General features: G+C 69.0%; 24 protein-coding genes. 9 read left to right on the forward strand and 15 right to left on the reverse strand.

Annotated features, from left to right (window positions below):
- Nucleotides 1-3: 3 nt before the first annotated feature.
- Genes MOX01_RS13025 through MOX01_RS13040 form a run of 4 tightly spaced genes read left to right on the forward strand, consistent with a single transcriptional unit; the run spans nt 4 to nt 3,402 of the window.
- Nucleotides 4-954, forward strand: a complete 951-nt coding sequence (locus tag MOX01_RS13025) for an ABC transporter permease (protein ID WP_061017277.1) — start codon at nt 4-6, stop codon at nt 952-954.
- The gene (locus MOX01_RS13030; RefSeq protein ID WP_061017279.1) at nt 951-1,820 is read left to right on the forward strand and encodes an ABC transporter permease; all 870 of its coding nucleotides are present in this window, start codon (nt 951-953) and stop codon (nt 1,818-1,820) included. The genes MOX01_RS13025 and MOX01_RS13030 overlap by 4 nt, the downstream gene beginning before the upstream one ends.
- Nucleotides 1,817-2,608 (forward strand): ATP-binding cassette domain-containing protein, encoded by a 792-nt coding sequence (locus tag MOX01_RS13035; RefSeq protein WP_141370056.1) that lies wholly within the window; start codon nt 1,817-1,819, stop codon nt 2,606-2,608. Before MOX01_RS13030 ends, MOX01_RS13035 begins: the two co-directional genes overlap by 4 nt.
- Nucleotides 2,605-3,402 carry an ABC transporter ATP-binding protein gene (locus tag MOX01_RS13040; RefSeq protein ID WP_141370058.1) on the forward strand — a complete coding sequence of 266 codons (798 nt, stop codon included), beginning with the start codon at nt 2,605-2,607 and terminating at the stop codon, nt 3,400-3,402. The genes MOX01_RS13035 and MOX01_RS13040 overlap by 4 nt, the downstream gene beginning before the upstream one ends.
- A gap of 35 nt (nt 3,403-3,437) precedes the next feature.
- Here the strand turns inward: MOX01_RS13040 and MOX01_RS13045 are convergent, their stop codons facing one another.
- The 3 genes from MOX01_RS13045 to MOX01_RS13055 are packed head-to-tail and all read right to left on the reverse strand — an operon-like array spanning nt 3,438 to nt 5,558.
- Nucleotides 3,438-4,055, reverse strand: coding sequence for a GNAT family N-acetyltransferase (locus MOX01_RS13045; protein WP_046749461.1), 618 nt, complete (start codon nt 4,053-4,055; stop codon nt 3,438-3,440).
- 4 nt (nt 4,056-4,059) lie between these two features.
- Complete coding sequence (locus MOX01_RS13050; protein ID WP_046749462.1) at nt 4,060-4,773, reverse strand: uracil-DNA glycosylase; 714 nt, start codon at nt 4,771-4,773, stop codon at nt 4,060-4,062.
- A gap of 2 nt (nt 4,774-4,775) precedes the next feature.
- Nucleotides 4,776-5,558 carry an SDR family oxidoreductase gene (locus MOX01_RS13055; protein ID WP_174799784.1) on the reverse strand — a complete coding sequence of 261 codons (783 nt, stop codon included), beginning with the start codon at nt 5,556-5,558 and terminating at the stop codon, nt 4,776-4,778.
- Nucleotides 5,559-5,755: 197 nt separating this feature from the next.
- Here MOX01_RS13055 and MOX01_RS13060 point away from each other — a divergent pair, with 197 nt between their 5' ends.
- The 3 genes from MOX01_RS13060 (at nt 5,756) to metX (ending at nt 9,420) form a co-directional block, all read left to right on the forward strand.
- Complete coding sequence (locus MOX01_RS13060) at nt 5,756-7,078, forward strand: bifunctional o-acetylhomoserine/o-acetylserine sulfhydrylase (protein WP_141370060.1); 1,323 nt, start codon at nt 5,756-5,758, stop codon at nt 7,076-7,078.
- A 205-nt stretch (nt 7,079-7,283) separates the two neighbouring features.
- Nucleotides 7,284-8,174: an endonuclease/exonuclease/phosphatase family protein gene (locus MOX01_RS13065; protein WP_170224258.1), complete on the forward strand. Its 891-nt coding sequence runs from the start codon at nt 7,284-7,286 to the stop codon at nt 8,172-8,174.
- A 40-nt stretch (nt 8,175-8,214) separates the two neighbouring features.
- Nucleotides 8,215-9,420 carry a homoserine O-acetyltransferase MetX gene (gene metX, locus MOX01_RS13070; RefSeq protein ID WP_141370064.1) on the forward strand — a complete coding sequence of 402 codons (1,206 nt, stop codon included), beginning with the start codon at nt 8,215-8,217 and terminating at the stop codon, nt 9,418-9,420.
- 9 nt (nt 9,421-9,429) lie between these two features.
- On the opposite strand, the gene MOX01_RS13075 is transcribed toward metX, so the two are convergent.
- From MOX01_RS13075 to MOX01_RS13100, 6 genes are read right to left on the reverse strand one after another with little or no spacing between them, the layout of a single operon-like run.
- Complete coding sequence (locus tag MOX01_RS13075; protein ID WP_141370066.1) at nt 9,430-10,038, reverse strand: NUDIX hydrolase; 609 nt, start codon at nt 10,036-10,038, stop codon at nt 9,430-9,432.
- Between the two features lie 24 nt (nt 10,039-10,062).
- Complete coding sequence (locus MOX01_RS13080) at nt 10,063-11,352, reverse strand: MFS transporter (RefSeq protein WP_058631349.1); 1,290 nt, start codon at nt 11,350-11,352, stop codon at nt 10,063-10,065.
- The gene (locus tag MOX01_RS13085; protein ID WP_141370068.1) at nt 11,349-11,816 is read right to left on the reverse strand and encodes a GNAT family N-acetyltransferase; all 468 of its coding nucleotides are present in this window, start codon (nt 11,814-11,816) and stop codon (nt 11,349-11,351) included. The genes MOX01_RS13080 and MOX01_RS13085 overlap by 4 nt, the downstream gene beginning before the upstream one ends.
- Nucleotides 11,809-12,168 (reverse strand): thiamine-binding protein, encoded by a 360-nt coding sequence (locus MOX01_RS13090; RefSeq protein ID WP_113681589.1) that lies wholly within the window; start codon nt 12,166-12,168, stop codon nt 11,809-11,811. Before MOX01_RS13090 ends, MOX01_RS13085 begins: the two co-directional genes overlap by 8 nt.
- Nucleotides 12,169-12,172: 4 nt before the next feature.
- A complete protein-coding gene (locus MOX01_RS13095; protein WP_230977869.1) occupies nt 12,173-13,405 on the reverse strand; it encodes a glycosyltransferase family protein in 1,233 nt (410 codons plus the stop codon).
- On the reverse strand, nt 13,402-14,235 hold the full coding sequence (locus tag MOX01_RS13100; protein ID WP_061017300.1) for an NAD(P)H-hydrate dehydratase: 834 nt from the start codon (nt 14,233-14,235) through the stop codon (nt 13,402-13,404). The genes MOX01_RS13095 and MOX01_RS13100 overlap by 4 nt, the downstream gene beginning before the upstream one ends.
- A gap of 56 nt (nt 14,236-14,291) precedes the next feature.
- Here MOX01_RS13100 and MOX01_RS13105 point away from each other — a divergent pair, with 56 nt between their 5' ends.
- Nucleotides 14,292-15,359: an NADH:flavin oxidoreductase/NADH oxidase gene (locus MOX01_RS13105; RefSeq protein WP_061017302.1), complete on the forward strand. Its 1,068-nt coding sequence runs from the start codon at nt 14,292-14,294 to the stop codon at nt 15,357-15,359.
- Nucleotides 15,360-15,423: 64 nt separating this feature from the next.
- Here the strand turns inward: MOX01_RS13105 and MOX01_RS13110 are convergent, their stop codons facing one another.
- From MOX01_RS13110 to guaB1, 3 genes are all read right to left on the reverse strand, one after another.
- The gene (locus MOX01_RS13110) at nt 15,424-16,485 is read right to left on the reverse strand and encodes a hemolysin family protein (RefSeq protein WP_046749470.1); all 1,062 of its coding nucleotides are present in this window, start codon (nt 16,483-16,485) and stop codon (nt 15,424-15,426) included.
- On the reverse strand, nt 16,482-17,798 hold the full coding sequence (locus MOX01_RS13115) for a hemolysin family protein (RefSeq protein ID WP_141370070.1): 1,317 nt from the start codon (nt 17,796-17,798) through the stop codon (nt 16,482-16,484). Before MOX01_RS13115 ends, MOX01_RS13110 begins: the two co-directional genes overlap by 4 nt.
- A 113-nt stretch (nt 17,799-17,911) precedes the next feature.
- Nucleotides 17,912-19,366: a GMP reductase gene (gene guaB1 / locus MOX01_RS13120; RefSeq protein WP_058631356.1), complete on the reverse strand. Its 1,455-nt coding sequence runs from the start codon at nt 19,364-19,366 to the stop codon at nt 17,912-17,914.
- A gap of 160 nt (nt 19,367-19,526) precedes the next feature.
- Here guaB1 and MOX01_RS13125 point away from each other — a divergent pair, with 160 nt between their 5' ends.
- Nucleotides 19,527-23,213 (forward strand): multifunctional oxoglutarate decarboxylase/oxoglutarate dehydrogenase thiamine pyrophosphate-binding subunit/dihydrolipoyllysine-residue succinyltransferase subunit, encoded by a 3,687-nt coding sequence (locus MOX01_RS13125; RefSeq protein WP_046749473.1) that lies wholly within the window; start codon nt 19,527-19,529, stop codon nt 23,211-23,213.
- 88 nt (nt 23,214-23,301) lie between these two features.
- Here MOX01_RS13125 and MOX01_RS13130 read toward each other — a convergent pair whose 3' ends face one another.
- Genes MOX01_RS13130 through MOX01_RS13140 form a run of 3 tightly spaced genes read right to left on the reverse strand, consistent with a single transcriptional unit; the run spans nt 23,302 to nt 26,755 of the window.
- Nucleotides 23,302-24,318: an N-acetylglucosamine kinase gene (locus MOX01_RS13130; protein WP_230977868.1), complete on the reverse strand. Its 1,017-nt coding sequence runs from the start codon at nt 24,316-24,318 to the stop codon at nt 23,302-23,304.
- Nucleotides 24,315-25,571 carry a family 4 glycosyl hydrolase gene (locus MOX01_RS13135; RefSeq protein WP_058633142.1) on the reverse strand — a complete coding sequence of 419 codons (1,257 nt, stop codon included), beginning with the start codon at nt 25,569-25,571 and terminating at the stop codon, nt 24,315-24,317. The genes MOX01_RS13130 and MOX01_RS13135 overlap by 4 nt, the downstream gene beginning before the upstream one ends.
- 41 nt (nt 25,572-25,612) lie before the next feature.
- Nucleotides 25,613-26,755, reverse strand: a complete 1,143-nt coding sequence (locus tag MOX01_RS13140; protein ID WP_061017074.1) for an ROK family transcriptional regulator — start codon at nt 26,753-26,755, stop codon at nt 25,613-25,615.
- Nucleotides 26,756-26,821: the final 66 nt, after the last annotated feature.

Consider the following 26,821-nt stretch of genomic DNA (forward strand, 5'->3'; position numbering starts at 1 on the left):
GTCGTGATCCGCTATGCGCTCGTCCGGGGAGCCCTGCTCATCGCAGGGCTCCTCGTGTCGAGCGCGCTCATCTTCCTGACGCTGCGCGTCTTCCCCGGCGACGTCGCACAGCTCATTGCCGGCACGCAGGCCTCACCCGCCGAGGTCGAAGCACTCCGCGAATCCCTCGGCCTGAATCGCCCGCTCCTCGCCCAGTACACCGACTGGATCGGGGGCATCTTCCGCGGCGATCTCGGCACATCGCTGCTGTCCGGCGCCTCCGTCGGCGAAGAGATCCTCCTCAAGGCCCAGGTCACCGTTCCGCTCGGAGCGATGTCGCTCCTGATCGCCGTCGTCATCGCTGTGCCGTTCGGGATCCTCGCCGCCCTTCTTCGCAATCGGCGCGGCGGGACGGCGCTCAGCGTCGGAGCCCAGACGCTCGCCGCCGTCCCCGTCGTCTGGGCCGGCATGATGCTGATCGTCGTGTTCTCGGTATGGCTGGGATGGCTTCCTCCCCAGGGCTTCCCCCGCACCGGCTGGTCCACACCGGGGAAGGCGATCGAGTCGCTGCTGCTCCCCGCGCTCACGATCGGGATCGTCGAGGGGGCGATGCTCATGCGGTTCGTACGCAGCGCGACCCTGCAGGCAGCGGGACAGGACTTCGTCCGCACCGCCGCCGCGAAGGGTCTCACCCGTACCCGAGCCCTCATCCAGCACGGCATCCCCGCCGTCGGCCTCTCCATCATCACCGTGCTCGGGCTCCAGGTGGCCGGCATCATCGTCGGGTCCGTCGTGATCGAACAGCTGTTCACCCTGCCGGGGATCGGCCGTATGCTCGTGGCCGATGTCGGCACGCGCGATCTGATCAAGGTGCAGAGCGAACTCCTCGTACTCACCGGATTCGTCTTGGTCGTCGGTTTCCTGGTCGACCTCCTGCACCGCGCGATCGATCCTCGTCAGCGGGAGTCCGCATGAATCCGCGCTGGCTCGCCCGCCTCTGGGACACCTCCACAGGACGCTTCGGCATCGTCGTCGTCCTGGTGATCGTCATGACCGCGCTGATCTCGCTCCTCTGGACACCGTTCGATCCGCAAGCCTCGGACATCGGCGATCGGTGGCTGCCGCCGAGCTGGCCCCACGTCCTCGGCACCGACGACACCGGACGCGACATCCTGAGTCTGCTGATGGCTGGTGCCCGCACGACGGTGTTCGTGAGCGTGGGGGCCGGCATCGTCGCCACGGCTGTGGGGATCGCCCTGGCCGCACTCGGAGCGCTCACCGCACGGTGGATGCGGGAGACCGTCGCCGTGCTCGTCGACATCCTGATCGCCTTCCCTGTGCTGTTGATCGCGATGATGATCTCCTCTGTCTGGGGCGGTTCGCTCTGGGTCGTGATCTGGGCGGTCGGCATCGGCTTCGGCGTCAACATCGCGAGGGTCACGCGTCCGGAGCTGCGCCGCGTGCAGCAGAGCGACTTCGTCCTCGCCGCCAGAGCCGCAGGACTCACCCCCGCGCAGAGCCTGGTGCGCCACCTGCTGCCGAACGTGGCACCCGTCTTCATCGTGCAGCTGTCCTGGTCGATGGCCGTCGCCGTCCTCGCGGAGGCCGGCCTGTCGTACCTGGGTTTCGGCGCCTCCGTGGTCGATCCGAGCTGGGGCCTGCTGCTCGCCGACCTCCAGCGCTACATCGGGGTGCATCCACTGTCGGTCATCTGGCCGGGACTCGCCATCACGATCACGGTGCTCGCGCTGAATCTGCTGGGTGACGGTCTGCGCGAGGCGACGGATCCGACGCTGCGGCACCGCTCCGCCGAGATCCACACTCCGGGGGTGGTCGCATGAGCCTGTCGGTGCAGGACCTCGTGATCGAGATCGACGGTCGGCCGGTGGTCGACGGCGTCTCCTTCGAGGTCGCAGACGGAGCGAGGCTCGGGCTGATCGGGGAATCCGGCTCGGGGAAGTCGCTCACCGCCCTCGCGGTGCTGGGACTGCTCCCCGACGGTGCGACCGCCAGGGGAAGCATCCGCTGGAACGGGATCGAACTGATCGGGATGCCGGACCGCGAGCTCGCGCGCCTCCGAGGAGACGACATCGGCATCGTGTTCCAGGAGCCCCGCACCGCGCTCAACCCGATCAGGACCGTCGGCCGCCAGATCGCGGAATCGATCCGCATCCACGAAGGGCTCGGACGCCGCGCGGCGCGAGAACGGGCGATCGCGGAAGCGGCTCGGGTGCGGCTGCCCGACCCGGAGTCGATCGTCGACCGCTACCCGCACCAGCTCTCCGGCGGTCAGAGGCAGCGCGTCGCGATCGCGATGGCTCTCGCCTGTCGTCCGCGTCTGCTCATCGCAGACGAGCCGACCACGGCATTGGATGTCACGATCCAGGCGGAGATCCTCTCCCTGCTGCTGACGCTCGTCGCGGACGAGGGCATGTCGCTGGTCTTCATCACCCACGATCTCGCCGTGCTCGCCGAGGTCGCGACCGAGGGTGTCGTGCTCGAACATGGCAAGGTCGTCGAAGCCGCACCGGTCTCCACCCTTCTGTCGAGTCCCGCTTCGCCGATCACGCAGGGACTGCTGAGTGATGCGACGGCCACGCTCTGGCGTCCGGACGGGGGCACCGCATGAGCCTGATCGAAGCACGAGGCCTCGGCCGGGACTTCTTCGCACCGAAGCGCTCCGCGTTCGAGCGTGCCCGAACCGTGACCGCCCTGGCCCCGACCGACCTCGACATCGTCGAGGGGTCAGCGGTCGGCATCATCGGCGAGTCGGGATCGGGCAAATCCACCCTGGTGCGACTGTTGCTGGGACTCGACCGCCCGACATCCGGCTCTGTGACGGTCGACGGACGTGCCGTGGACGCATCCGCTCCCGCGAAGTCCCTGCACTGGCTGCGGCGGGAGACGGGATTGGTCTTCCAGGATCCCTACGCGTCCCTGGACCCGCGCATGACGGCAGGCCAGATCGTCCGCGAACCGCTGTGGGCGCTCGGCGTCGAAGGCGACCACCGCGCGCGCGTCCGCGAGGTACTGGCCCAGGTGGGCCTCGAGCCCGACATGGCAGACCGGTATCCCCACGAGTTCTCCGGCGGGCAGCGTCAACGGATCGCGCTCGCGAGGGCGATCGTCCACGGTCCGCGGGTCCTGGTCGGGGACGAACCCCTGTCCGCCCTGGACGTCACCGTGCGCGCGCAGATCCTCGAGCTGCTGATCGAGCTGCGACGCACGGGCAACCTCACACTCGTGCTCGTGTCTCACGATATCGGCGTGGTGCAGAACCTCTGCGACACGGTCGTCGTGATGAAGGACGGGCGCGTCGTCGAACGGGGCGCGACGAGCGATGTGCTCCTGCACCCCACGCAGGACTACACCAGGAGGCTGCTCGCGGCGATCCCCGCCATCCCCACCCCGCCGGGCGGTTGAGCGGACGAGGTGAACGGGGTGCGCCCCTCCGGGCATCAGCGTCGCGCGCCGAACAGCTTTCCTCGTCGCCGCCCCGTCGGCGTGAGCACACGACGCATGTACACGGTGCCGAGGTCCCTGCCGAACTTGTAGCCGACCCGCCCCATCCGTCCGGCCTCGACGAAGCCGAGCTTCTCGTGCAGTCGGATCGACGCCTCGGCGCCATGATCGCTGATGACCGCGACCATCTCGCGCAGACCGATCTGCTCGCAGGCGTCGATGAGTGCTTGCAGCAGTGCCGCGCCGAGCCCCTTGCCCCCGGCTCCCGGACCGAGGTAGATCGAGTCCTCGACCGTGTACTTGTAGGCGTTCTTCCCCGCCCAGGGCTGCGCCAGCGCGTAGCCCATCACTTCGCCGCCCGGGGACACCGCCACGAGGAACGGCAGCTGCAGCCTGGTCAGCAGCGCGTACTTCTCGCGCCAGTAGGGGATGCTGCTGCGGCGCTCGTCGAGGGTCACGGCCGAGTTGCTCACGAAGTGGTTGTATATCTCACGCACGTGCGGCAGATCCGCCGGGCGGACCGGGCGGATCGCATAGGAGAAGACCTCGGGGGCCGGGGCAGGTCGGAGATGGCGCGGGAGAACGCGGCGACGGTCCCCCGGCTCGAACTGCATGCGCTCAGCTTAGGGAGAGAGGGCCTTCGCCATCCACTCGCCAGTCCACCGCCGCCGCACCCTGCTCCTCGAGAAGGGTGTTGGCACGGGAGAACGGTCGCGACCCGAAGAAGCCACGGCTGGCGGAGAGGGGCGAGGGGTGTGCGGAAGAGATCACCGGCGTCTCGCCCAGGAGAGGCTGCAGGTTCGCCGCGTCCCTGCCCCACAGGATCGCGACGAGCGGCTGATCGCGGGCGACGAGGGTGCGGATGGCCAGCTCGGTGACCTTCTCCCACCCCCAGCCTCGATGCGACGCCGCCGCGCCGGGGCGCACGGTGAGCACCCGGTTGAGCAGGAGGACGCCCTGATCGCTCCACGCGGTGAGGTCTCCGTGCGGTGCCGGCGGAATCCCGAGATCGCTCTGCCGCTCCTTGTAGATGTTCGCAAGGCTGCGGGGCAGGGGGCGCACGTCGCGATCCACGGCGAACGACAACCCGATGGGGTGCCCAGGAGTGGGGTACGGATCCTGTCCTGTGATGAGCACCCGCACGTCCGACAGGGGCCGCTGGAACGCTCGGAGCACATTCCCACCCGCCGGGAGGTAGCCGTGCCCTGCCTGCTGCTCGGCACGGAGGCGCTCGCCCAGCGCGGTGATCGTGTCCTGCACCGGGGCCAGCGCCTCGGCCCATCCCTCATCGATCCGCCCCTCGGCGGCGAGCTCCGCGAGAGTCTGCGCCATCGTCAATCGGCCGATCGCACGCGCAGCGGCCCGCGGGCGAGCAGGTGCTGTGCGGACTGCGCGACCGGACGCATCGTGATCAGGTCGAGATTCACGTGGCCGGGAGACTCCAGGGCGTAGGCGATCACGTCGGCGACGTCATCGGCCACGAGCGGGGCTTCGACACCGGCGTACACCGCCTCCGCAGCCACGGGGTCACCGCCGAGCCGATTGAGCGTGAACTCCTCGGTGTGCACCATTCCCGGAGCCACCTCGACCACACGGATGGGCTCGCCGTTGAGCTCCTGCCGGAGCACCTTCACCAGCATCCCCTCCGCAGCCTTCGCCGCGTTGTAGCCCGCACCTCCGGCATACGCGGTCTGCGCGGCAGTGGACGTCACGAAGAGCGCATCCGCGTGGCCGTCCGCGGCAGCCGCACGGCGCAGCAGCGGAAGCAGGCCCGCGACGAGACGCTGACTCGCCAGGACGTTGGCGTCGAACATCCACTGCCAGTCCTCGACGGACGCGTCCTCGATGCGATCGGTGCCACGGGCGCCACCGGCGACCTGGACGAGAGCGTGGACCGGGCCGGATCGCTCGATCTCGCCCACGAGCGCCTCGACGGCGGACGAATCGGTCAGGTCGCAGGCGATGGCCGAAGCCCCGGTCTCCGCGGCGAGCGCGGCCAGTCGATCCGCGCGGCGTGCCACACCGACGACGTCCCATCCCCTGGCACGGAGCGCACGCACCGTCGCTGCGCCGATGCCCGAACTCGCACCTGTCACCACTGCTCGTCTGTTCACCATGCCTCCACCGTACGGCGTTCTCCCCTGATTGCGAGCTCCCCCCACGGCGCTGTCGTGGAACCCTCCCGCCGCGTGATTCCGGGACTCCCCTCTGTTACGTCACATTTCCCACCTGTTGTTGACAAGCGCCGATATTCCGTACTGTCGCTGCAATGGCATCCGCCATCCGACCTTCCGACCACTTCTGGGGGAATCACATGTCCGCACCCGAGTCCTGGCGCTTCGAGACCAAGCAGATCCACTCCGGCGCTGCCCCCGACCCGGTCACCAAGGCGCGTGCCACGCCGATCTACCAGACCACCTCGTACGTGTTCGACAGCGCCGACCACGCGGCCAACCTCTTCGCGCTGGCGGAGTTCGGCAACATCTACACCCGTATCCAGAACCCGACGCAGGACGTGCTCGAGCAGCGTCTCGCCGCGCTCGAGGGCGGCACCGGGGCGCTCGTCCTCGCGAGCGGCCAGGCGGCATCGACCTTCGCGATCCTCAACATCGCCCAGGCCGGCGACCACTTCGTGGCGTCGAGCTCGATCTACGGCGGAACCTACAACCTCTTCAAGTACACGCTGGCGAAGCTCGGCATCGAGGTCACCTTCGTCGAGAACCAGGACGACGCCGAGGAGTGGCGCCGCGCCGTCCGTCCGAACACGAAGCTGTTCTTCGCGGAGACGATCGGCAACCCGCAGATCAACATCCTCGACATCCGCACCGTCGCCGACATCGCGCACGAGAACGGCGTCCCTCTGATCGTAGACAACACGATCGCCACCCCGTACCTGATCCGCCCGTTCGAGCACGGCGCCGACATCGTCGTCCACTCGGTCACCAAGTTCCTCGGCGGACACGGCACGACCATCGGCGGCGTCATCATCGACGGCGGCAAGTTCGAGTGGTCGAAGCACGTCGACACCTTCCCCGGCCTCACGGTGCCCGACCCGTCGTACCACGGCGCCAGCTACACGGCTGCTGTGGGCGACCCGCTCGCGTACATCATCAAGGCGCGAGTGCAGCTGCTGCGCGACCTGGGATCGGCGATCGCGCCGCAGAGCGCCTGGAACCTCATCCAGGGCGTCGAGACCCTTTCGCTGCGCGTCGAGCGGCACGTGCAGAACGCGCAGGAGATCGCCGAGTGGCTCGACAGCCGCGACGACGTCGCGACCGTCAACTACTCGGGCCTGCCTTCGTCGCCGTGGTACGCCAAGGCGAACGAGTACGCCCCCAAGGGCGTCGGAGCCGTGCTGTCCTTCGAGCTGAAGGGCGGCGTCGAGGCCGGTCGCGAGTTCGTCAACAGCCTGTCGCTGTTCAGCCACCTCGCCAACATCGGCGACGTGCGCTCGCTCGTCATCCACCCGGCGTCCACCACGCACGCGCAGCTGACGCCCGAGCAGCAGCTGACCGCCGGCGTGACTCCCGGTCTGGTCCGGCTCTCCGTCGGCATCGAGAACGTCGATGACCTCAAGGCCGACCTCGAGCAGGCCCTCGCCGCGGCACGTGCCGTCTCGGAGGCCGCCCGCGCCTGATCCCCGCACCACGTCGATGCCCCGGAGCCCTGCGTTCCGGGGCATCTTCGTGTGACGGCGACGGCCTCACCCGGCCGACCCACAGGCGGTTCCGTCGAGAATGGGACTCCGCCCCGAGGAGACCATGATCGACGCTCAGCACCCCCCGCACCGCACGCGGCGGTCACGGACCGTTGCCTCACAGACCGTTGCCCGGTGGCTCGCCGTGACCGGTGTCCTCCTGGCACTCGTCGTCGCCTGCGGCTGGATCCCGGGGCTCGTCGGCACCGCGGTCTCGGCTGTCCTCCCGTGGCTGGGGATCATCCTCGTCGCACTGGTGCTGGTCGCCCTCCTGCGTGCGCCGCGAGTTCTCGTCCTGATCCTGGTTCCCGCACTCCTGTGGGTCCTCGCGATGATGCCGGCGTTCCCCGGCCTCCCCGGCGGGGCGAACGTGGAGTCGGCTGCCGCATCCGAGCTGACCGTCGTGAGTCAGAACGTGCGAGCGCGCTCCGGTGGAGCCGCATCCTCCGCCTCCGAGCTGGCGCAGAGCGGTGCCGACGTGATCGCCCTCGTCGAGCTCGACGGAGACAGCCTCTCCGCCGCGCAGGACACCCTCGCAGCGGAGTACCCGCACTCCTACACCGTCGGGACGGTGGGCGTCTGGAGCAGGTATCCCCTCGCGGATGCCGAGCCCCTCACACTCGGACTCAGCTGGAAGCGCGCGCTTCGCGTCGAGGTGCAGGCCCCGTCCGCTCCCGTCGCCGTCTATGTGCTGCACGCGGCATCGGTACGGCCAGGGCACCAACAGGACCGTGACACCATGCTGGGCGGCATCGCGGAAGAGGTGGCGTCCGACCCGGCGGAGTCGCTGATCGTCGTCGGCGACTTCAACGCACCGTCGACCGATCCGAGTCTGACCGCCCTGCGCGCGGAGACCGACTGGGTGCGCCCGACCGACGGAAGCCTGGGCTTCACATGGCCCACGGCCTTCCCACTCGTCCGCATCGACCAGGTGTTCGTACGCGGACTCGACGTCGTCACCTCTGGCACCATGCGCGCAGGCAACAGCGACCATCTGGCGACCGTCACCCGAGCCCGATCCGCGATCACTCCGTAACCTGCCACCGAGGGGTGCCCTGCCAGGCGAGAATGGAAGCATGGACTGGCAGACGACCTCCGAGGACACGGTGCCCTCTGCACCCGTGACGGAGGCCGATGTCAGGCTGCTCCGCGCCCGTCCGCCGGCGACCGGCGCCTGGCGGGACGGCGACCCCGTGGGGGGTCGTCGCTTCGCCGCCTTCGGACCGTTCGCGACCGAGAGCGGTGCAGAGCTCCCCGGCATCCGCATCGCCTACGAGTCCTGGGGCGAGCTGAACGCGGCACGGGACAATGCCGTCCTGGTGCTGCACGCGCTCACCGGCGACAGTCACGTGCGCGGAGCCGCGGGCGCCGGCCACCCCACCGCGGGCTGGTGGGAGGACATCACTGGTCCTGGCGCTCCGCTCGACACGGACCGCTGGTTCGTGATCGCCCCGAACATGCTGGGAGGATGCCAGGGATCGACGGGACCTGCGAGCATCGCCGCGGACGGCTACGAATGGGCGTCGCGCTTCCCCTACCTGACCATCCGCGACCAGGTCGCCGCCCAGGTGCGCCTCGCCGATGCTCTCGGCATCGACAGCTGGGCCGCGGTCATCGGCGGCTCCATGGGAGGGATGCACGCGCTGGAATGGGCGGTCACGCACCCCGAGCGTGTGCAGCGCCTCGCCGTGCTCTCCTCTCCCCCGGTGACCACCGCCGACCAGATCGCGCTCAACACCGTGCAGCTGGAGACCATCCGCATGGACCCGCGCTTCCAGGGCGGCGAGTACTACGATCTCGCGGACGGCGACGGTCCGCACCGGGGGCTCGCCCTCGCCCGACGCATGGCTCTGCTGAACTACCGCAGCCCGATCGAGCTGAATCAGCGGTTCCAGCGCTCCTGGCAGTCCGACGTGTCACCGCTCGGTCACGGCGGACGCTTCGCGGTGGAGTCGTACCTCGACTTCCATGGCAACAAGTTCACACGCCGATTCGACGCGAACAGCTACATCACCCTGGTCGAGGCCATGAACTCGCACGACGTCGGCCGCGGTCGAGGAGGCGTCGAAGAGGCGCTGCATGCCATCACCGCGACCACGTTGGTGCTCGGGATCGACAGCGATCGGCTCTTCCCTGTCGACGGACAGCAGCGCATCGCCCGCAGCATCCCGAACGTCATCGACGACGAGGCCGTGGTCATCGCCAGCGACTTCGGACACGACGGCTTCCTCATCGAGACCGAGGCGGTCGGCTCGAATCTGCGGCGCCTGCTCGAGAGCTGACCCCTCCGCTCAGCTCGGTTCGAACCGCCAGGGCAGCGAACCCACCTCGAGACGCCCCTGCTCCCAGGCGAAACCCCGACCGGCATCGGAGTCGAGCACCCGCGTCTGGAACAGCTGGGTCGAGCCGCCCGAGGAGAGTGCCGAGGACACATCGCCGAACGCCGAGAGTTGATGCAGTGTGATCCAGGTGGGCGGGTACAGGCTCCACGTCCCGGCCGCATGGCGCGCGAGCGCCTCAGCCGGGCGCACCCACGCGATCTCCTCGACCTCGTCGGCGGAGGGCGCGGCCTCCCCGGTCGGTGCGTGAGCGAGGAAGAACCAGGTCCGGATGCGCGTCGGTGCCTCCGGCGGCGGCTGCCACTCCGACAGCACGATGAGATCCTCGACCGTGAGGCCGACCTCCTCGGCGGTCTCCCTGATGGCGGCGTGCCGCGCATCGTCGATGTCGCCACCCCCGCGGATGTCACCGGGCTCGACCTTGCCCCCGGGGAAGACCCACGCTCCCGCGAACGAGCCGCGATCGGGCCGCCGCATCAGGAGCACCTCGAATCCCGGATCCGACGCCCGCAGCAGGACAACGGTCCCGGCCACGGGCAGAGTCGTCTCGGGAGCATTCACCCCGTCACTCTACGGTGCGGTCGTCTACGGTGCGGTCGAGGTCGGTGCTGTCGATGTCGAGACGACCGATGCCGATCCGGCCGATACCGCTGTGACGAGCTCCACCGGCGCGGGACGACGCCCTTCGACGCGATAGGACAGCAGGGCGATCAGCAGACCCGCCACGGCGAGCGCGGCCCCTGTCCACGCCGGTGCCGTGAAGCCCCAGCCTGCGGCGATCACGACGCCGCCGAGGAAGGCACCCAGACTGTTGCCGATGTTGAGCGCGGAGTGGTTCATGGCTGCCGCGATCGACTGGTTGTCACCGGCCACATCCATGAGGCGGGTCTGGATCGTCGGGCTCAGCACCGACGAGACGAAACCGACCACGAGCACCACGACCGCCAGGCTGACGATCCAGAACGACAGGAAGGCGAGCAGCGCGAAGACGAGAGCCATGGCGGCGAGACCGAAGAGCAACGTGCGACGCAGATCGATGTCGGCGAGATGACCACCGACCAGGTTTCCCGCCGTCATCCCGAGCCCCATCAGCACGAGCACGATCGGCACGACCCACTCCGGCGAACCGGACACCTCTGTCACCAGGGGCGCGATGTAGCTGTAGACGGCGAAGAACCCGCCGAACCCGATCGCGCCGACACCCAACGTGAACCACACCTGCGGGATCCGGAACACCCGCAGCTCCTGCCGCATCGTGCGCCCTGGATCCCCCGGATGCTCCGGCACGAACAGCGCGATGCAGACAGTGGCGAGCGCGAACACGATGGCGACGACGGCGAAGGCCGAGCGCCACCCCCACTGCTGTCCGAGGAAGGTGCCCAGCGGCACGCCGACGACGTTCGCGACCGTGAGGCCGGTGAGGATGAAGGCCACGCCCTTGGCACGGTTGCCCGGCCCCATCACCTCGGCCGCCACGAGTGCACCGATGCCGAAGTACGCACCGTGCGGGAGACCGGCGAGGAAGCGGGACGCGGCGACGAGCTCGAACGTGGGCAGCACCACGGTGAGGGCGTTGAACACCGTCAGTGCGAGAGCCAGCACGATCATCACCCGATGCCGTGGATATCGCGCGACGAAACCGGCGATGGTCGGGGCGCCGACCACCACACCCAGCGCGTACAGCGAGATCAGCCACCCCGCTTGGCTCAGCGCATCTTCCGGGCTGGTCGCCCAGAGCGAAGGGAGCAGGTCGGCGGCGATGTTGGGAAGCAGGCCCATGACCACGAACTCGGTCATGCCGATTCCGAAGCTGCCTATGGCGAGAGAGAGGAGCGCCCACTTCGCCGCACCCCTCGATTCAGTCGAGGGATTCACCGGAACAGCCTACCGGCCCTCGGACGATCGAGCGTCATGAACACATCCACGTCGTCCTCGGAATCGACGACGAACCCGTGGCGCTCGTACAGGCCTCGGGCCGGGCTGCCCCTGAGCACGTTGAGGCGATACCGGCCGGCACCGTCGAGCACCGTCGTGAGCACGCGGCCCCCGACCCCGCGACCCTGGTGCGAGGGAGAGATGTAGAAGTGCTCCAGCCAGAGCGAATCGCCGTCTCGGCGGAGGGCGACAGAGCCGACGTCGACGGCATCCACGACGATGATCCGCGTCTGCGCAGGCTCGAACGCGTCGCGGAAGCGCTGCCGGACACGGACCTCGTCATAACGTCCGAGTCGCTCCAGGTCGACTCTGAGCACGTCGGCCCGGAGCTCCGCGATCCACTCGGCGTCCTCGGCGAGCGCCGGTCGAAGAGCGATCGACGTCGCCGGGACACCGTCAGTCATCCGCGCGCGCAGAGCCCGCCTCTTCCGAGCCCGCCTCTGTGAGAGCAGCCTCGAGGCGTTCGATCTTCGCGTCGAGCTCTCCGGAGTACCCGGGCCGGATATCGGCCTTCAACACGAGCGAGACCCGCGATCCGAACGGCATGACGGCCTCGGTCGCACGCTTCACGACGCCCATGACGGTGTCCCAGTCCGGGCCCTCGATCTCGGTGAACATGCTGGTGGTGCGGTGCGCCAGGCCCGATTCCCGCACCACGCGCACGGCAGCGGCCACGGCGTCGTGCACCGATGCATCGGTGCGCTCGGCACCCTCGGCCGGGGTACCGCTCGGGGCGACGGAGAAGGCGATCAACATGGGTTCACTCCAGGGTTTTCGGTTGGCGGACGGGTACGCGAAGCAGAGCACGGATGCCCAGCACGAGCAGGACGATGAGAAGGACGTTCCGCACCGTGAGGACGGCGACGGAGAGGGTATCGGCTCGCAGCAGCGCGTCGTAGCCGATCGGGTAGACGAGGCAGGTGAGCAGACAGAGGGCGAGGACGACGACGGCGGGGACGCGCGCCCTGACGCGGTCGAGCACGAGCCACAGGATCATCGGCGCGATCAGCCAGGTCTGGAACTGCGGGGAGCCCACCTTGTTCGTGACGATCAGCAGCGTCACGAGCGCGAGGGCGAGCGGAGGGAACAGCCGGGTGAAGCGCGCACCGCGGATCGCCTTGAGCGCGCCGACGGCTGCGACCGCGAGCACGCACACCGCCATCAGGGGCGTGAGCACGGCCGCGACGGCATCGACGCCCGGTGCCGTGATCTGGAAGGTCAGGATCTCGAAGCTGTACTCGATGCGGGCGGCCCCGGTGACGGCGAGCCACAGGAACGGCGTGGCGGCGACCGCTTCGATCTGCAGTCCCCGTCCCGTCTGCTCCGTCAGGAAGCCGAGGATCTCGGAATCCGCTCCGAGCACGAGCAGCGCTGCGACGACTCCGGCCGTGACGGCCAGCGCGGCGAACAGCACCCGCATGCGCGCCCTGAGCGCGATCACGGCGGCGAGCACGAGCGCGCCCGGCCAGATCTTGATCCAGGCGCCCACCGTGAGGAGGGCCGCACCGACGACCGGCCGACTCACGAGCCAGAGCCCGCCGATCACGGCGATCGGCACCGTGATCGCATCGATCCGATAGAGCGCGATCGGTCCGAGGAGGAGCAGCGCCGCGCACCAGAACCAGGCGGCCACGCGGCGCGGGCGCGACGGCGAGCGGCCGATCAGCACTCCGAACGCCACCGCATCGAGGATCACGACGAGGGCAGCCCACCCGATCAGGTACGCACCGGAGACCCCGAGCAGCGGCACGAGCGGCGCCGCGAGCATCTTGGCCACGAGCATCGGCACGAGCGCGAGCTGCGGGTACACCCAGGTCTCGGTGACGCCGACGATCGGGCCCCCGTCGAGGGCTGACGAAGCCCAGGGCTCGTAGACGAGGACCACATCGCCCATGGGCTGACTGGGATAGACCCAGCCCGCCCATGCCGTGAGCAGGTGGGCGAGGAGGAAGGCGACCCACAGCACGGCCACCCCGGTCGGCGGGCGATTCACGCGAGGACGTCCGCGATCGCCTGCGGCAGCGCCGCAGCGACGTCCATGGCGACGATCGGATGCCCCGTCCCGCCGTCGCTCATCCCCGCGGCCACTCGGCCCGCCTGTCCGTGTATCCACGCCCCGGCGGCGGCGACCTCGGCGATCGGGCGGCCCTGGTTCGCTGCGAGCACGGCACCCAGCACCCCGGCGAGCACATCCCCTGTCCCTGCGGTCGCCAGCCACCCTGTACCCGCGTCGACGGCGATGACGCCGCCGTCAGGAGACGCGATCAGCGTGCGAGCTCCCTTGAGCAGCACGGTGCCTCCGACCCGGTCCGCCGTCCTCCTGGCCGCCGACGCGCGATCCTCTTCGGACGTGGAGATGCCGAGCTGCTCCTGCAGCCGGGCGAACTCCCGCGCGTGAGGGGTCACCAGGAAAGGAGCGCGCGCCTTCCCGGCGAGATCGAGTGCGCCCGCGTCGATCACCACGGCTGCATCGCCGGCGACGATCGCCTCGAGGGCGGCCTGCTCCGCGTCGTCCCGGTCGGTGGGGTCCGTGCCGGAACCGATCACCCAGGCGTCGATCCGCGACCGGCCGACATCCGCCCCCGCCACCGTCTCCGGACGTCGGGCGAGAACAGCATCTGCCACCCGCTCCGCGCCCACGTACCGGACGAATCCGGCGCCCGTGCGCCACGCGGCCTCCACCCCGAGCACTGCGGCACCCGGATATGCGGGCGACCCGGTGCGAAGCGCCACCACACCACGGGCGTACTTGTCGTCGTCGGCTGTGGGAACACGGAACAACCGCGCCGTGTCATCTCGCGTCCACTCGCGCACCTCGACCATGACTCCACGTTAGTGCGACGGCCCTCGGGTCGCCTGCGCGGCGGTAGCGTCGAACGGTGAGTCTTCTCTTCTCCCCGCTGACCATCCGTTCCGTCACCCTGCGCAATCGCCTCTGGGTGTCGCCGATGTGCATGTACAGCGCCGTCGACGGCGTGGCGCAGGAGTGGCATCACACTCACCTCGCGCAGTTCGCCTCGGGCGGCGCCGGGCTCATCATCGCCGAGGCGACCTCGGTCGTCCCCGACGGGCGGATCTCGCCGCGCGACCTGGGGCTCTGGAACGACGAGCAGCGCGACGCGCTCGCCCCGATCGTCCAGGCGATCCACGATCGGGGCTCGCACGCGGGCATCCAACTCGCCCACGCCGGCCGCAAGGCCTCGACGTGGTGGCCGTGGGCTCCCGAACGAGGCACTGTGCCGACCGCTGAGGGTGGATGGACCACGTCCGCGCCGTCCGCCATCGCCTACGAGGGCTTCGACACCCCGATTGCCCTCGATACGGCGGGCATCGACCGCGTGGTGGAGGCCTTCGCCGATGCAGCTCATCGCGCGGTCGCCGCGGGCTTCGACGTGCTGGAGATCCACGGAGCGCATGGCTACCTCCTCCACCAGTTCCTCTCCCCACTGTCCAACCACCGTGAGGACGAATACGGTGGTTCGCTCGAGAACCGCGCTCGTCTACTGCTGCGCGTGGTCGGCGCCGTCCGCGACGCCGCCGGCGCCGACGTGCCGCTGTTCGTCCGTATCTCCGCCACCGACCACGCGGCGGGCGGGTTCACGCCGGAGGAGGCGGAGATCGTCAGTGGCTGGGCGACCCAGCACGGTGCAGACCTGATCGACGTATCGAGCGGTGGCCTCGTGGCGCATCAGCAGATCACCGTGTTCCCCGGATACCAGGTTCCGCTCGCCGAGGGCGTGCGTCAAGGCGGTCGGATCCCGGTCTCCGCGGTGGGCCTCATCACGGTGGCCTCCCACGCGGAGCAGGTGCTCGCCGATGGCGCCGCCGACGCGATCTTCGCGGGACGCGAGTGGCTGCGCGACCCGCATTTCGCCCTCCGCGCCGCGCACGAGCTCGACGCCGAGGTCACCTGGCCGTCGCAGTACGAGCGCGCCCGTCCCCGCTGAGCCCCCGACGACGAAGGCCGCCGATCCGTGCAGGATTCGGCGGCCTTCGTCGTGCGGTGGAGGATCAGCGTCCGCGGAAGCGACGTGTCGCGTCCTGAACCTCGCCGACCAGTTCCTCCAGGATGTCCTCGAGGAACAGGACAGCGGTGGTGTTCCCCTCCGCGTCCCGCACCTTGGCCAGGTGCCGGCCCGCGCGGCGCATGACCGCGAGGGCGTCCTCGAGGTCGGTGTTCTCCTGAACGGGCACCATGTGGTGGATACGCTTGGCCGGGACCGGCTGGATCATCTTGGTCTCGGCGTCCGCTCCCTCGGACGCCCGCAGGATGTCCTTGAGATGCACGTAGCCGATCGGAACCGACTCGTCGTCGACGATCACGTAACGCGAGAACCCGTAGCGGGCGACCGCCTTCTCGATGTCGTCCGGCGTCGTCGACTGCGGAAGAGTGACCAGATCGCTCAAGGGCACAGCGACATCCCTGGCCTTCTTGTCGGTGAACTCGACGGCGGCGGCGACGGTTCCCGCCGTGTCCATGAGCACGCCCTCGCGACGCGACTGGCTGACGATGGTCGCGACCTCTTCGAGCGTGAACGTGGATGCCGCTTCATTCTTCGGCTCGACGCGGAACAGGCGCAGCACGCCGTTCGCCGCCGCGTTGAGCACCCAGATCACCGGCATGAAGACCTTCGACACCCAGACCAGCGGCGGGGCGAGGATCAGCACAGCGCGGTCCGGCACTGAGAAGGCGAGGTTCTTCGGCACCATCTCACCGAACACCACGTGCAGGAACGAGACGACCAGCAGCGCGACCGTGAACGACACGGCATCGACGGCGCCGTCCGGCCACCCCAGCGCATGCAGCGGCACCGACAGCAGGTGGTGGATGGCCGGCTCCGACACGTTGAGGATCAGCAGCGAGCAGATCGTGATGCCGAGCTGTGAGGTCGCGAGCATGAGAGTGGCATGCTCCATCGCGTACAGGGCCGTCTTCGCCGCACGCGAACCCTGATCCGCGCGCGGCTCGATCTGCGATCTTCTGGCCGAGATCACGGCGAACTCGCCGCCGACGAAGAACGCGTTCGCGACCAGGAGCACGACGAGCCAGGCGAGTCCGCCCCAATCGCTCATCGGGTCACCTCCTCATCGACAGCCAGCGGTCTCGGCACGTAGCGCACCCGATCGACTCGCCGACCGTCCATGCGCACGACCTGGAGCGTGCCGGTGTCGAGCTCGACCTCGTCGCCGACCGACGGAACCCGTTCGAGCACGCTCATGACGTAGCCGCCGACGGTGTCGTAGACGTCGCCCTCCGGCACCTCGACGCCGGCGCGACGACGCAGCTCGTCCGGTCGGAGCTCCCCGGGGAACGTGATGCCCTCGCGGTTGCGGATCACTCCGGCCCTGGTGCGATCGTGCTCGTCGGCGACCTCGCCCACGAGCTCTTCGACCAGGTCTTCGAGGGTCACCAGACCGGCGGTGCCGCCGTACTCGTCGACGACGACGGCCAGTTGGTAGCCGCGTGCCCGCAGCTCGGCGATCAGGGCGTCGACGTGCACGGTCTCCGGCACCCGGAGCGGTTCCGTCGCCAGCGCGCCGGCAGGAACCTCGGTCCGACGCTCTCGAGGCACGGAGATGGCCGCCTTGAGGTGGACGACACCGGTGATGTCGTCCAGGTCGTCGTCGTACACCGGGAAACGGCTGTGCCCGGTGCGTCGGGCGAGCTGGATGACGTCGTCGGCGGAGTCGCCGGCCGCCATCGCATGCATGCTCGGACGCGCCGTCATCACATCGGCGGCGGTCAGCCGGGCGAAGGTGAGCGTGCGGTCGAGGAGCGTCGCTGTATCGGCTTCCAGCAGACCGGCGCTGGCGGAACGGCGCACGAGAGAGGAGAGCTCCTCAGCGCTCCGGGCCCCCGAGAGCTCCTCCTTCGGCTCGATGCCCATACTGCGCAGCACGCCGTTCGCGCTGCCGTTGAGCACCACGACGGCCGGCTTGAACACGGTCGTGAAGGCGATCTGGAACGGGATCACGAGCTTCGCAGTGGCCAGAGGCAGCGCGAGGGCGAAGTTCTTCGGGACGAGCTCGCCGAGGATCATCGAGAGCACCGTCGCCACCAGCATCGCCACGATGGTCGCGATCGGGGTGACGGCCGCCTCGGGGATGCTCCAGGCGATGAACGTCGGACGCAGCAGGTTCGACAGCGCCGGCTCCATCGTGTACCCGGTGAGCAGGGTCGTCAGCGTGATCCCGAGCTGCGCAGCGGAGAGATGGGTCGACGTGTGCTTGAGGGCGCTGATGGTGAGGGAGAGCCGCGACTCGCCTCTCGCCTGCCTGGCCTCGAGTTCCGCGCGATCGAGGTTCACCAGGGCGAACTCGCTGGCGACGAAGAGGCCGGTGCCGACCGTGAGCAGGAGCCCCACGCCCAACATGATGTAGTCCATCAGAGGTTCCTCTCCTGTGAGAGAGGCGGACAGTGGGGCGATGTTCTACAACTGGGAGGGTCGTCCATTATGCCGACGATTGTACCCAACGCGACCGTGTATGCGCGCAACGATCACCAGCTGACCGGAAGCGCCTTGCCCTCTTCGTAGCCGGCCGCCGACTGCAGACCCACGACGGCGCGGTCATGGAACTCCGGGACGGATGCAGCCCCGGCGTAGGTGAACGAGGATCGCACCCCCGAGGTGATCATGTCGAGGAGATCCTCGACGCCGGGCCGGAGCGGGTCGAGGTAGATCTTCGATGACGAGATCCCCTCAGCGAACAGCTCCTTGCGCGCACGCTCGTAGGCGTCGAGCCTGCCGAAGCGGGCCTGGACCGCCTTGGTCGACGCCATGCCCCACGACTCCTTGAACAGGCGCCCTTCCGCATCGCGCTGCAACTCGCCCGGCGCTTCGATCGTCCCCGCGAACCACGAACCGACCATGACGGAGGCGGCACCTGCGGCGAGGGCCAGGGCGACATCGCGGGGGTAGCGCACTCCCCCGTCGGCCCAGACGTGCGCGCCGAGCTCCCGCGCCGCCTGTGCCGTCTCGAGCACAGCGGAGAACTGCGGGCGGCCGACCGCGGTCATCATGCGGGTGGTGCACATCGCGCCGGGACCCACGCCGACCTTGAGGATCGACGCACCGGCGTCGACCAGGTCGGCCACGCCCTCCGCGGTGACGATGTTGCCCGCGACGACGGGAAGACCGAGGTCGAGCTCGGCGACGGCCCGCAGCGCTCGCAGCATGCCCTCCTGGTGTCCGTGGGCGGTGTCCACCACCAGCACGTCGACGCCGGCGGCGGCGAGGGCCTTGGCCTTGGCCGCGACGTCGCCGTTGATGCCGACCGCGGCGGCGACGGCGAGGCGCCCGTCGGCGTCGACGGCCGGACGGTACAGCGTCGAACGAAGCGCGCTGCGGGCGCTCAGTGTGCCGACGAGGTGCCCGTGGTGCACGACGGTGACCATCTCGACGCCCGCGTCGGTGATGACGTCGAACGCGTGCCGCTCAGAGCCGATGTCGTCCGCGTCGATCGATGGCGTGCCGCGATGCACCAGGTCACCCAGCTGCGCATCGGGGAGCGCGGTCGCCAGCCTGGTCGCGGGCAGGATGCCGAGGATCCGGCCGACGTCGATGGGGGCAGCGCCACGGGCGACGACGATGCCGTGACCGCTGGTCGCCGGCAGCAGGCGGAGCGCGTCAGCAGCCGAGGCTTCCGGGGGCAGCACGATCGGCGTGTCCCAGAGCACGGGCTGCGACTTCACCTCACGGATCGCGGCATCGAGTTCCTGCAGAGGCAGGTCCTGCGGCAGCACCCCGAGGGCGCCACGCCGAGCGAGTACAGCGGCGATGCGCGGACCCGTCACGGAGTTCATGTTGGCCGCGACCAAAGGCAGCGTCGCCGGCGTGCCGTCCTGCGGCGCGAGATCGACCTGGAGACGGCTGGTGACCGCGGATCTGCGGGGTACCAGGAAGACGTCGGAGTAGGTCAGATCGACGGTCGGCTGCGCTCCAGAGAACTTCATGGTTCCACGGTACCCAGATCGCGACGCGGTGGGCGCTCGGCTTCGACGATTCCCCAAGGGAAACACGTTAGGCTTGTTGGTCGAGAGTGTGCGGGCCCGAACGCATCCTGCGTCGACGTCCGCACCAGAGAGCTTCAGCGATGAAAGAGGGCGATCGAGAGTGTCGAACCAGGTGACCGGCGTCAACGGCGACGGGGGGTTCGGAGCCAATTCCTGGCTCGTTGAAGAGCTCTACGAGCAGTTCAAGGTGAACCGCGACTCCGTCGACAAGGAGTGGTGGCCCATCCTGGAGAAGTACCACTCCGAGACGGCGTCCGCTGCTCCCGCCGCAGCGTCCGACGCACCGGCCCAGGCTGCACACCCCGTGACGGCACCGATCCCCGTGATCGGCTCCCAGCCCGTCGCGCGCACCACCGCCAAGCCCGCCGCGGCCGCCCCCATCCCCGCCCAGGCCCCGAAGCCCGCCGCGAAGTCGGAGTCCAAGGAGGCTCCCGCTCCCGCCGAAGAGGACAAGGTCACACCGCTGCGCGGTCTGCCGAAGACCCTCGCGGCGAACATGGACGAGTCGCTCACCGTGCCGACCGCCACGAGCGTGCGCACCGTGCCCGCGAAGCTGATGATCGACAACCGCATCGTCATCAACAACCACATGGCTCGCACCCGCGGCGGCAAGGTCAGCTTCACGCACCTCATCGGCTGGGCGCTCATCCGCACCCTCGACGAGTTCCGCAGCCAGAACGTGTTCTACGCAGAGGTCGACGGCAAGCCCTCGGTGGTCGCACCGGCGCACGTCAACCTGGGCATCGCGATCGACCTGCCCAAGCCCGACGGCACGCGCGCCCTCATGGTGCCCAGCATCAAGCGCGCCGACACCCTGACCTTCACCGAGTACCTCTCCGCGTACGAAGACCTGGTCACGCGTGCACGAGGCAACAAGCTGACCGCCGCCGACTTCCAGGGCACCACGGTGTCGCTCACCAACCCCGGCGGAATCGGAACCGTGCACTCGGTGCCGCGTCTCATGAAGGGCCAGGGCTGCATCATCGGCGCCGGCGCCCTCGAGTACCCGGCCGAGTTCCAGGGCGCGAGCGAGAAGACGCTCAACGAGCTGGCGATCGGCAAGACGATCACGCTCACGAGCACCTACGACCACCGTGTCATCCAGGGAGCCGGCTCCGGCGAGTTCCTGAAGAAGGTGCACGAGCTGCTCATCGGCCAGCGCGGCTTCTACGACGACATCTTCGCGGCGCTCCGAATCCCCTACGCACCGATCCGGTGGAACCCCGACATCGCGGTCGATCTCGCCGAGCGCGTCGACAAGCAGTCCCGCGTGCAGGAGCTCATCAACTCGTTCCGTGTGCGCGGTCACCTGATGGCCGACATCGACCCGCTCGAGTACGTGCAGCGTTCGCACCCGGACCTGGAGATCGAGAGCCACGGCCTCACCTTCTGGGACCTCGACCGCGAGTTCGTCACCGGCGGTTTCGGCGGACGACGCATCGCGAAGCTCCGCGACATCCTCGGCGTGCTGCGCGACTCGTACTGCCGCACGCTGGGCATCGAGTACATGCACATCCAGGACCCGGAGCAGCGCCGCTGGTTCCAGGAGAAGGTCGAGGTCAAGTACCAGAAGCCCGGCCACGACGAGCAGCTGCGGGTCCTCCGCAAGCTCAACGAGGCCGAGGCGTTCGAGACCTTCCTGCAGACCAAGTTCGTCGGCCAGAAGCGCTTCTCCCTCGAGGGCGGCGAGTCGCTGATCCCACTGCTCGACGAGATCCTGCAGGGAGCGGCCACGGCAGGCCTCGAAGGGGCTGCGATCGGCATGGCCCACCGCGGCCGCCTGAACGTGCTCACCAACATCGCCGGAAAGACCTATGGTCAGGTCTTCCGTGAGTTCGAGGGCACGCAGACGCCGGGCAACCAGCGCGGATCCGGTGACGTGAAGTACCACCTCGGGACCGAGGGCACCTTCGTCGCCGATGACAAGTCGGAGCTCCCCGTCTACCTCGCCGCCAACCCCTCGCACCTCGAGACGGTCGACGGCGTGCTGGAGGGCATCGTCCGCGCCAAGCAGGACCGCAAGCCCATCGGCACGTTCGCGTGGCTGCCCATCCTCGTGCACGGCGACGCCGCGTTCGCCGGGCAGGGTGTCGTGGTCGAGACCCTGCAGATGTCGCAGCTGCGCGGCTACCGCACGGGTGGCACGATCCACGTGGTGGTGAACAACCAGGTCGGTTTCACCACCACCCCGAACGACGGCCGCACCTCGATCTACTCGACCGACGTGGCCAAGACCATCCAGGCCCCGGTCTTCCACGTGAACGGCGACGACCCGGAGGCGGTCATCCACGTCGCGCAGCTCGCCTTCGAGTACCGCGAGCGCTTCCACCGCGATGTCGTGATCGACCTGGTCTGCTACCGCCGACGCGGCCACAACGAGGGAGACGACCCCTCGATGACGCAGCCGCTGATGACCGACCTCATCCAGGCGAAGCGCTCCGTCCGGCGGCTGTACACCGAGTCGCTCGTCGGCCGAGGTGACATCACCGAACAGGAGTACGACGAGGCCAAGGCCGACTTCCAGAACCGACTGGAGATCGCCTTCGCCGAGACGCACGCGGCCGAGACCGGTGCCCTCCCCGTCGCGCCGGAGACGCCGCCCGTCGAGGACCAGGTCGGCGCACCGGAGGTCACCGGCGTGCCGAGCGAGGTCATCCAGATGATCGGCGATGCCTTCGTGAACAAGCCAGAGGGCTTCACGGTGCACCCGAAGATCCAGCAGCTGCTCGAGAAGCGCCTCGACATGAGCCGCAACGGCGCCATCGACTGGGGCTTCGGCGAGCTGCTCGCCTTCGGCTCGCTCCTCGTGGAGGGCACCCCGGTTCGTCTGGCCGGGCAGGATGCGCGGCGCGGCACGTTCGTGCAGCGGCACGCGACCCTGCACGACCGCGCGAACGGTCAGGAATGGCTGCCCCTGTCGAACCTCTCCGACGCCCAGGGACGCTTCTTCGTCTACGATTCGCTGCTGAGCGAGTACGCGGCTCTCGGCTTCGAGTACGGCTACTCGGTCGAAGCCCCCGAGGCGCTCGTGCTCTGGGAGGCGCAGTTCGGCGACTTCGTCAACGGCGCTCAGTCCGTCATCGACGAGTACATCTCGGCGGCCGAGCAGAAGTGGGGGCAGCAGTCCAGTGTGACCCTGCTCCTCCCCCACGGCTACGAGGGTCAGGGACCGGATCACTCCTCTGCGCGCATCGAGCGGTTCCTGCAGATGTGCGCGCAGGACAACATGATCGTTTCGCGCCCGTCGACTCCGGCCTCGTACTTCCACCTGCTGCGCCGCCAGGCCTATGCCCGTCCGCGCAAGCCGTTGATCGTGTTCACCCCGAAGGCCATGCTGCGTCTGCGTGGAGCGACCAGCCCGGTCGAGGCCTTCACCCAGGGCCGGTTCGAACCTGTGCTCGACGACGACCGCGGTCTCGACCGCGCCGCCGTCAAGCGCGTGCTGGTGCACTCGGGCAAGGTGCACTGGGACCTGCGGGCCGAGCTCGAGAAGAACCCGAACCCCGCGGTGGCGCTGGTCCGGCTCGAGCAGCTGTACCCGACTCCGATCGACGGCCTCAAGGCCATCACCGATTCCTACCCGAACGCCGAGCTGGTGTGGGTGCAGGAGGAGCCGGAGAACCAGGGCGCATGGCCCTTCCTCGCGCTCGCTTTCGCCGACGTGCCGGGAGACCGTTCGTTCCGTCCGGTCTCGCGCCCGGCTTCGGCCTCGCCAGCGACGGGATCCTCGAAGGTCCACGCGGCAGAGCAGGCTGCGCTGATCCAGGCAGCCGTCACACTCGGCTGATCGTCTGCACGAAAGGGGCGCCGCGACTCAGGTCGCGGCGCCCCTTCTCGTTGCTGCTTCTCATCGCTGCAGGCCGACCGAGCAGTGCTCAACCCGCGGCGAAGGCCATCTGTGTGAGACGCCGATCCGTGCGGAGGTGCCCTCGAGCTCGGTCCAGCGCCGCCTGCTCCACCCCGGCGGCGGCCAGCACCAGAAGAGCCGCGCCCAGCACCGGCGGAGCGTCCACGATCTCCAGGCGCGCCGCCGGTGCGTGTTCCGCCAGACCTGCGCGGATGGTCTCGAGCAGGAAGGGATCGCGCCCTCTGGCAACGCCGCCGCCGAAGACCACCGGCACCTCGACGTCTCTCAAGTCGAGCCGGGCCACACACGCTCGCACGAAAGCGACGACCTCCTCGGCCTGGCGTCGCACGACTGCTCGAGCCACGTCATCGCCGGCGGTCGCGGCTTCGAACAGCAACGGAGCCAATGCCGCGAATCCCTGATCCGCACGGCGACCCAGGTGCACGTCCTCGACGAAAGAGGCGACCGTCGGCGCTCCGCTGGCCCGCAGGAGAAGAGGCACGAGGGCGGTCTGCGGTCCACGTCCGTCCTCTGCACGGGCGGCATGCCAGACGACGGAGTCTCCGAGCTCCGCGCCCCCGCCCCAGTCCCCTGAAAGCGGCCCCAGCGCGGGGAAACGCACGGTGGAGCCGTCGGAGCGGACGCCGATCGCATTCATCCCGGTTCCGCAGATGACGGCGATCGCATCCTCGGCGTCGGTGCCCGCGCGAAGAAGTGCATGCAGGTCGTTCTCCACGACGGCAGCCTCAGCCCAGGCAAGCGGCGAGAGGGCCTCGTGGAACGTTGCGATCTCCTCGGCGAGATCCAGCCCGGACAGGTACAGTCCCACGGACGTGAGCTCACCGGGGGCATGGCTGCCGAGCGCACGTCGTACGAGATCGTCGATGACATGCACGGACTGCTCCAGACCATCGATCTGCGGGCTCGAGCCGGGGCCGCGCTCCCACGCGAGGACATCACCGGTGACGTCGAGGAGCACGACGTCGGTCTTCGAACCGCCTCCATCGACGGCGAGGACCAGTGCAGCTCTCCCCTGCACCGTCACGCCCACTCCAGGAAGCGCCCGTTGGCCGCCAGCAGGAGGTCGGTCAGCTTCTCTGCACGTTCGTGCTGCAGCACGAGCGGATGGGCGCGCATCGCCCGGAGCACGCGGTCACGTCCGCCTTCGACTGCGGCCTCCAGCGCCAGGCGCTCGTATCCTGCCACCGCACTGATCAGACCGCTGATGTCGTCGGGGAGGGCCGCGACCGGCTCAGCCACGAACCGGTCGTCGATGTGGCGCGCCGGCACTTCGATCACGTGGTCATCAGGGAGGAACGGCAGCACACCGTCGTTGCGCAGGTTGACCACGCGCGGCTGGTCCGTGCCGCCGCGAATCGCGATCAGGAGCTCGATGGCCGCCTCGGAGTAAAACGCTCCCCCACGCTTCTCCAGGATCTCCGGCTTGGTGTCGACGCGTGGATCCGCATACAGGCCGAGGAGCTCGTTCTCGATCGCGCGCACCTCGGCGGCCCTGGTCGCGTTGTGGCGCTGTTCGTGCAGCACCTCGTCGTGCGCGTAGTAGTAGCGCAGGTAGTAAGACGGAATCACTCCGAGCTGAGCGAGCAGGGCCGGCGCGAGTTCGACCGTGTCCGCCAGGTCGCCGACGTTGTCCTCGATCGCCTGCGGGAGCCTGTCGATCCCATCGATGAAGACCCCGCGCTCCCACGTGAGGTGGTTGAGGCCCACGTGCGCGAGTGCCACTCGATCGGGTTCCACTCCCGCCTCCGCGGCGAACCTCCGCTGGAAGCCGATCGCGACGTTGCAGAGACCGACCGCGCGATGCCCCGCCTGCAGGAGTGCGCGGGTGACGATGCCGACCGGATTCGTGAAGTCCACGATCCATGCGTCCGGCTTGGCGTGCTGCCGCACCACGTCGGCGATACGGAGCACGACGGGGACGGTTCGAAGGGCCTTTGCGAGTCCCCCTGGCCCCGTCGTCTCCTGGCCGATGCAATCGACCTCATGCGGCCAACTCTCGTCCTGCTCCCTGGCATCCTGTCCCCCTACGCGCAACTGGATGAGCACGGCATCCGCATCCGTGACGCCCACGACAAGATCATCGGTCGTGAGAAGCCGAGCGGGATGGCCGCCCTTGGCCAGCATGCGTCGAGACACGGCGCCGACGAGTTCCAGACGGGTCGGATCCGTGTCGACGAGCACCAGCTCCTCGATGGGCAGTTCGCGATGCAGGCGGATGAATCCGTCGATCAACTCCGGGGTGTATGTCGATCCTCCGCCGACGATGGCGAGCTTCATCTGGTCTCCTTGTTCTGATGGTCGTGCGCCGCCGAGGGGCGTCAGTCCGTGGGGATGCGTTCTTCCAAGACGGTGCGGATCTGCTCGACGAGCAGTCGACGTGCGCCGACCAGCACAGCGCGCTCGCCCGTGCCGCTCACGCGCACCTCCGGAACCGGCCTCTCGTCGTTCGCCGCCTGCGCTGCGACCAGCTCGGCGAGGCGGCGGCCTCCGGCGAGACCGGTCGGCCCGCCCAGCACGATCATCGCGGGGTCGAGCACCATGAGGACCGGTTCGATCGTGAGGGCGATGCGTTCGGCCACGGTCTGCAGCACCTCGTCATGGTCGGCAAGAGCGCGGATCCCGTCCGGATAGTCGCGCTCCCCATCGCCCAGGAGGTCGAGGATGATCTGCGAACCGAGCAGGTCGGTGGTCACCGCTCCGGGCTCACCGGTTCCGGCGGACACCGTGAGGTAGCCGATCTCTCCTGCGCTCCCGTGCGCGCCGCGATGGATCGTGCCCGCCAGATCGACGCCGACGCCGAGACCGATACCGACCCAGAGGAAGGCGAAACTGTCGACGTCCTGCGCCACTCCCACGGAGCGCTCCGCCATCGTGGCGAGGTTGACGTCGTTCTCCAGAGTCACCGAGACCCCGAGCTCTGCTTCGATCCGCGCCCGCGCACCGAAAGCCGGCCAGCCCGGCAGCGAGTCGGTGAGGGACAGTGTGTCCTGCCCACGGCTGACCGCAGCTTGCACCGCAACCGTGACCGTCTCGACGGTTCTGCGATCCGCGCCGGCCGCAGCGCACGCGGCATCGATGGCGCGGGAGATGTCGCGCTCGGGCGAACGGTCCTCCCCCTGCACCGGAAGGTCGACGATGGGGTAGGTCGACCCCGCCGCATCCACCAGAACAGCTTGAATGCTGCCGTCGAGCATGTTCACCGCGACTCCGGCCACCCTGTCGGTCCGCACGCCCCAGCTGACGGCGCTCGGACCGCGGCTCCCGGCGACCTCGCCGACCGGGAGCACCAGTTGCGCACGCTCGAGCCGGGCGATCATCTGGGTCGCCGTCGGTTTCGACATCCCCGACAGCTCCCCCAGGCGGCTCCGCGTCAGGGGACCGTGTTCGAGGATCAGCCGAAACGCCTCGCGGTCGTTCCTGGTCCGCAACCAGGCTGAGGTTCCCGGGTCGATCTGTGACATGTGTCTCTTCCTTCTGAGCGGCCTGTTCAGCTGGTGCCGAGTTCGGTTCGGACCTCGTCGCGGAGT

It is taken from the genome of Microbacterium oxydans, from assembly GCF_006540085.1.
Classification (GTDB): domain Bacteria; phylum Actinomycetota; class Actinomycetes; order Actinomycetales; family Microbacteriaceae; genus Microbacterium; species Microbacterium oxydans.

What these genes read in the sequence shown, in the direction of transcription:
- MOX01_RS13100 (WP_061017300.1), bottom strand. Translation starts at nt 14,235, where the DNA reads ATGGTCGAGGTGCGCGAGTGGACGCGAGATGACACGGCGCGGTTGTTC.
- MOX01_RS13055 (WP_174799784.1), bottom strand. Translation starts at nt 5,558, where the DNA reads ATGGTGAACAGACGAGCAGTGGTGACAGGTGCGAGTTCGGGCATCGGC.
- metX (WP_141370064.1), top strand. Translation starts at nt 8,215, where the DNA reads ATGGACTGGCAGACGACCTCCGAGGACACGGTGCCCTCTGCACCCGTG.
- MOX01_RS13140 (WP_061017074.1), bottom strand. Translation starts at nt 26,755, where the DNA reads ATGTCACAGATCGACCCGGGAACCTCAGCCTGGTTGCGGACCAGGAAC.
- MOX01_RS13060 (WP_141370060.1), top strand. Translation starts at nt 5,756, where the DNA reads ATGTCCGCACCCGAGTCCTGGCGCTTCGAGACCAAGCAGATCCACTCC.
- MOX01_RS13030 (WP_061017279.1), top strand. Translation starts at nt 951, where the DNA reads ATGAATCCGCGCTGGCTCGCCCGCCTCTGGGACACCTCCACAGGACGC.
- MOX01_RS13135 (WP_058633142.1), bottom strand. Translation starts at nt 25,571, where the DNA reads ATGAAGCTCGCCATCGTCGGCGGAGGATCGACATACACCCCGGAGTTG.
- MOX01_RS13035 (WP_141370056.1), top strand. Translation starts at nt 1,817, where the DNA reads ATGAGCCTGTCGGTGCAGGACCTCGTGATCGAGATCGACGGTCGGCCG.
- MOX01_RS13110 (WP_046749470.1), bottom strand. Translation starts at nt 16,485, where the DNA reads ATGAGCGATTGGGGCGGACTCGCCTGGCTCGTCGTGCTCCTGGTCGCG.
- MOX01_RS13090 (WP_113681589.1), bottom strand. Translation starts at nt 12,168, where the DNA reads ATGTTGATCGCCTTCTCCGTCGCCCCGAGCGGTACCCCGGCCGAGGGT.
- MOX01_RS13085 (WP_141370068.1), bottom strand. Translation starts at nt 11,816, where the DNA reads ATGACTGACGGTGTCCCGGCGACGTCGATCGCTCTTCGACCGGCGCTC.
- MOX01_RS13050 (WP_046749462.1), bottom strand. Translation starts at nt 4,773, where the DNA reads ATGGCGCAGACTCTCGCGGAGCTCGCCGCCGAGGGGCGGATCGATGAG.
- MOX01_RS13040 (WP_141370058.1), top strand. Translation starts at nt 2,605, where the DNA reads ATGAGCCTGATCGAAGCACGAGGCCTCGGCCGGGACTTCTTCGCACCG.
- guaB1 (WP_058631356.1), bottom strand. Translation starts at nt 19,366, where the DNA reads ATGAAGTTCTCTGGAGCGCAGCCGACCGTCGATCTGACCTACTCCGAC.
- MOX01_RS13115 (WP_141370070.1), bottom strand. Translation starts at nt 17,798, where the DNA reads ATGGACTACATCATGTTGGGCGTGGGGCTCCTGCTCACGGTCGGCACC.
- MOX01_RS13045 (WP_046749461.1), bottom strand. Translation starts at nt 4,055, where the DNA reads ATGCAGTTCGAGCCGGGGGACCGTCGCCGCGTTCTCCCGCGCCATCTC.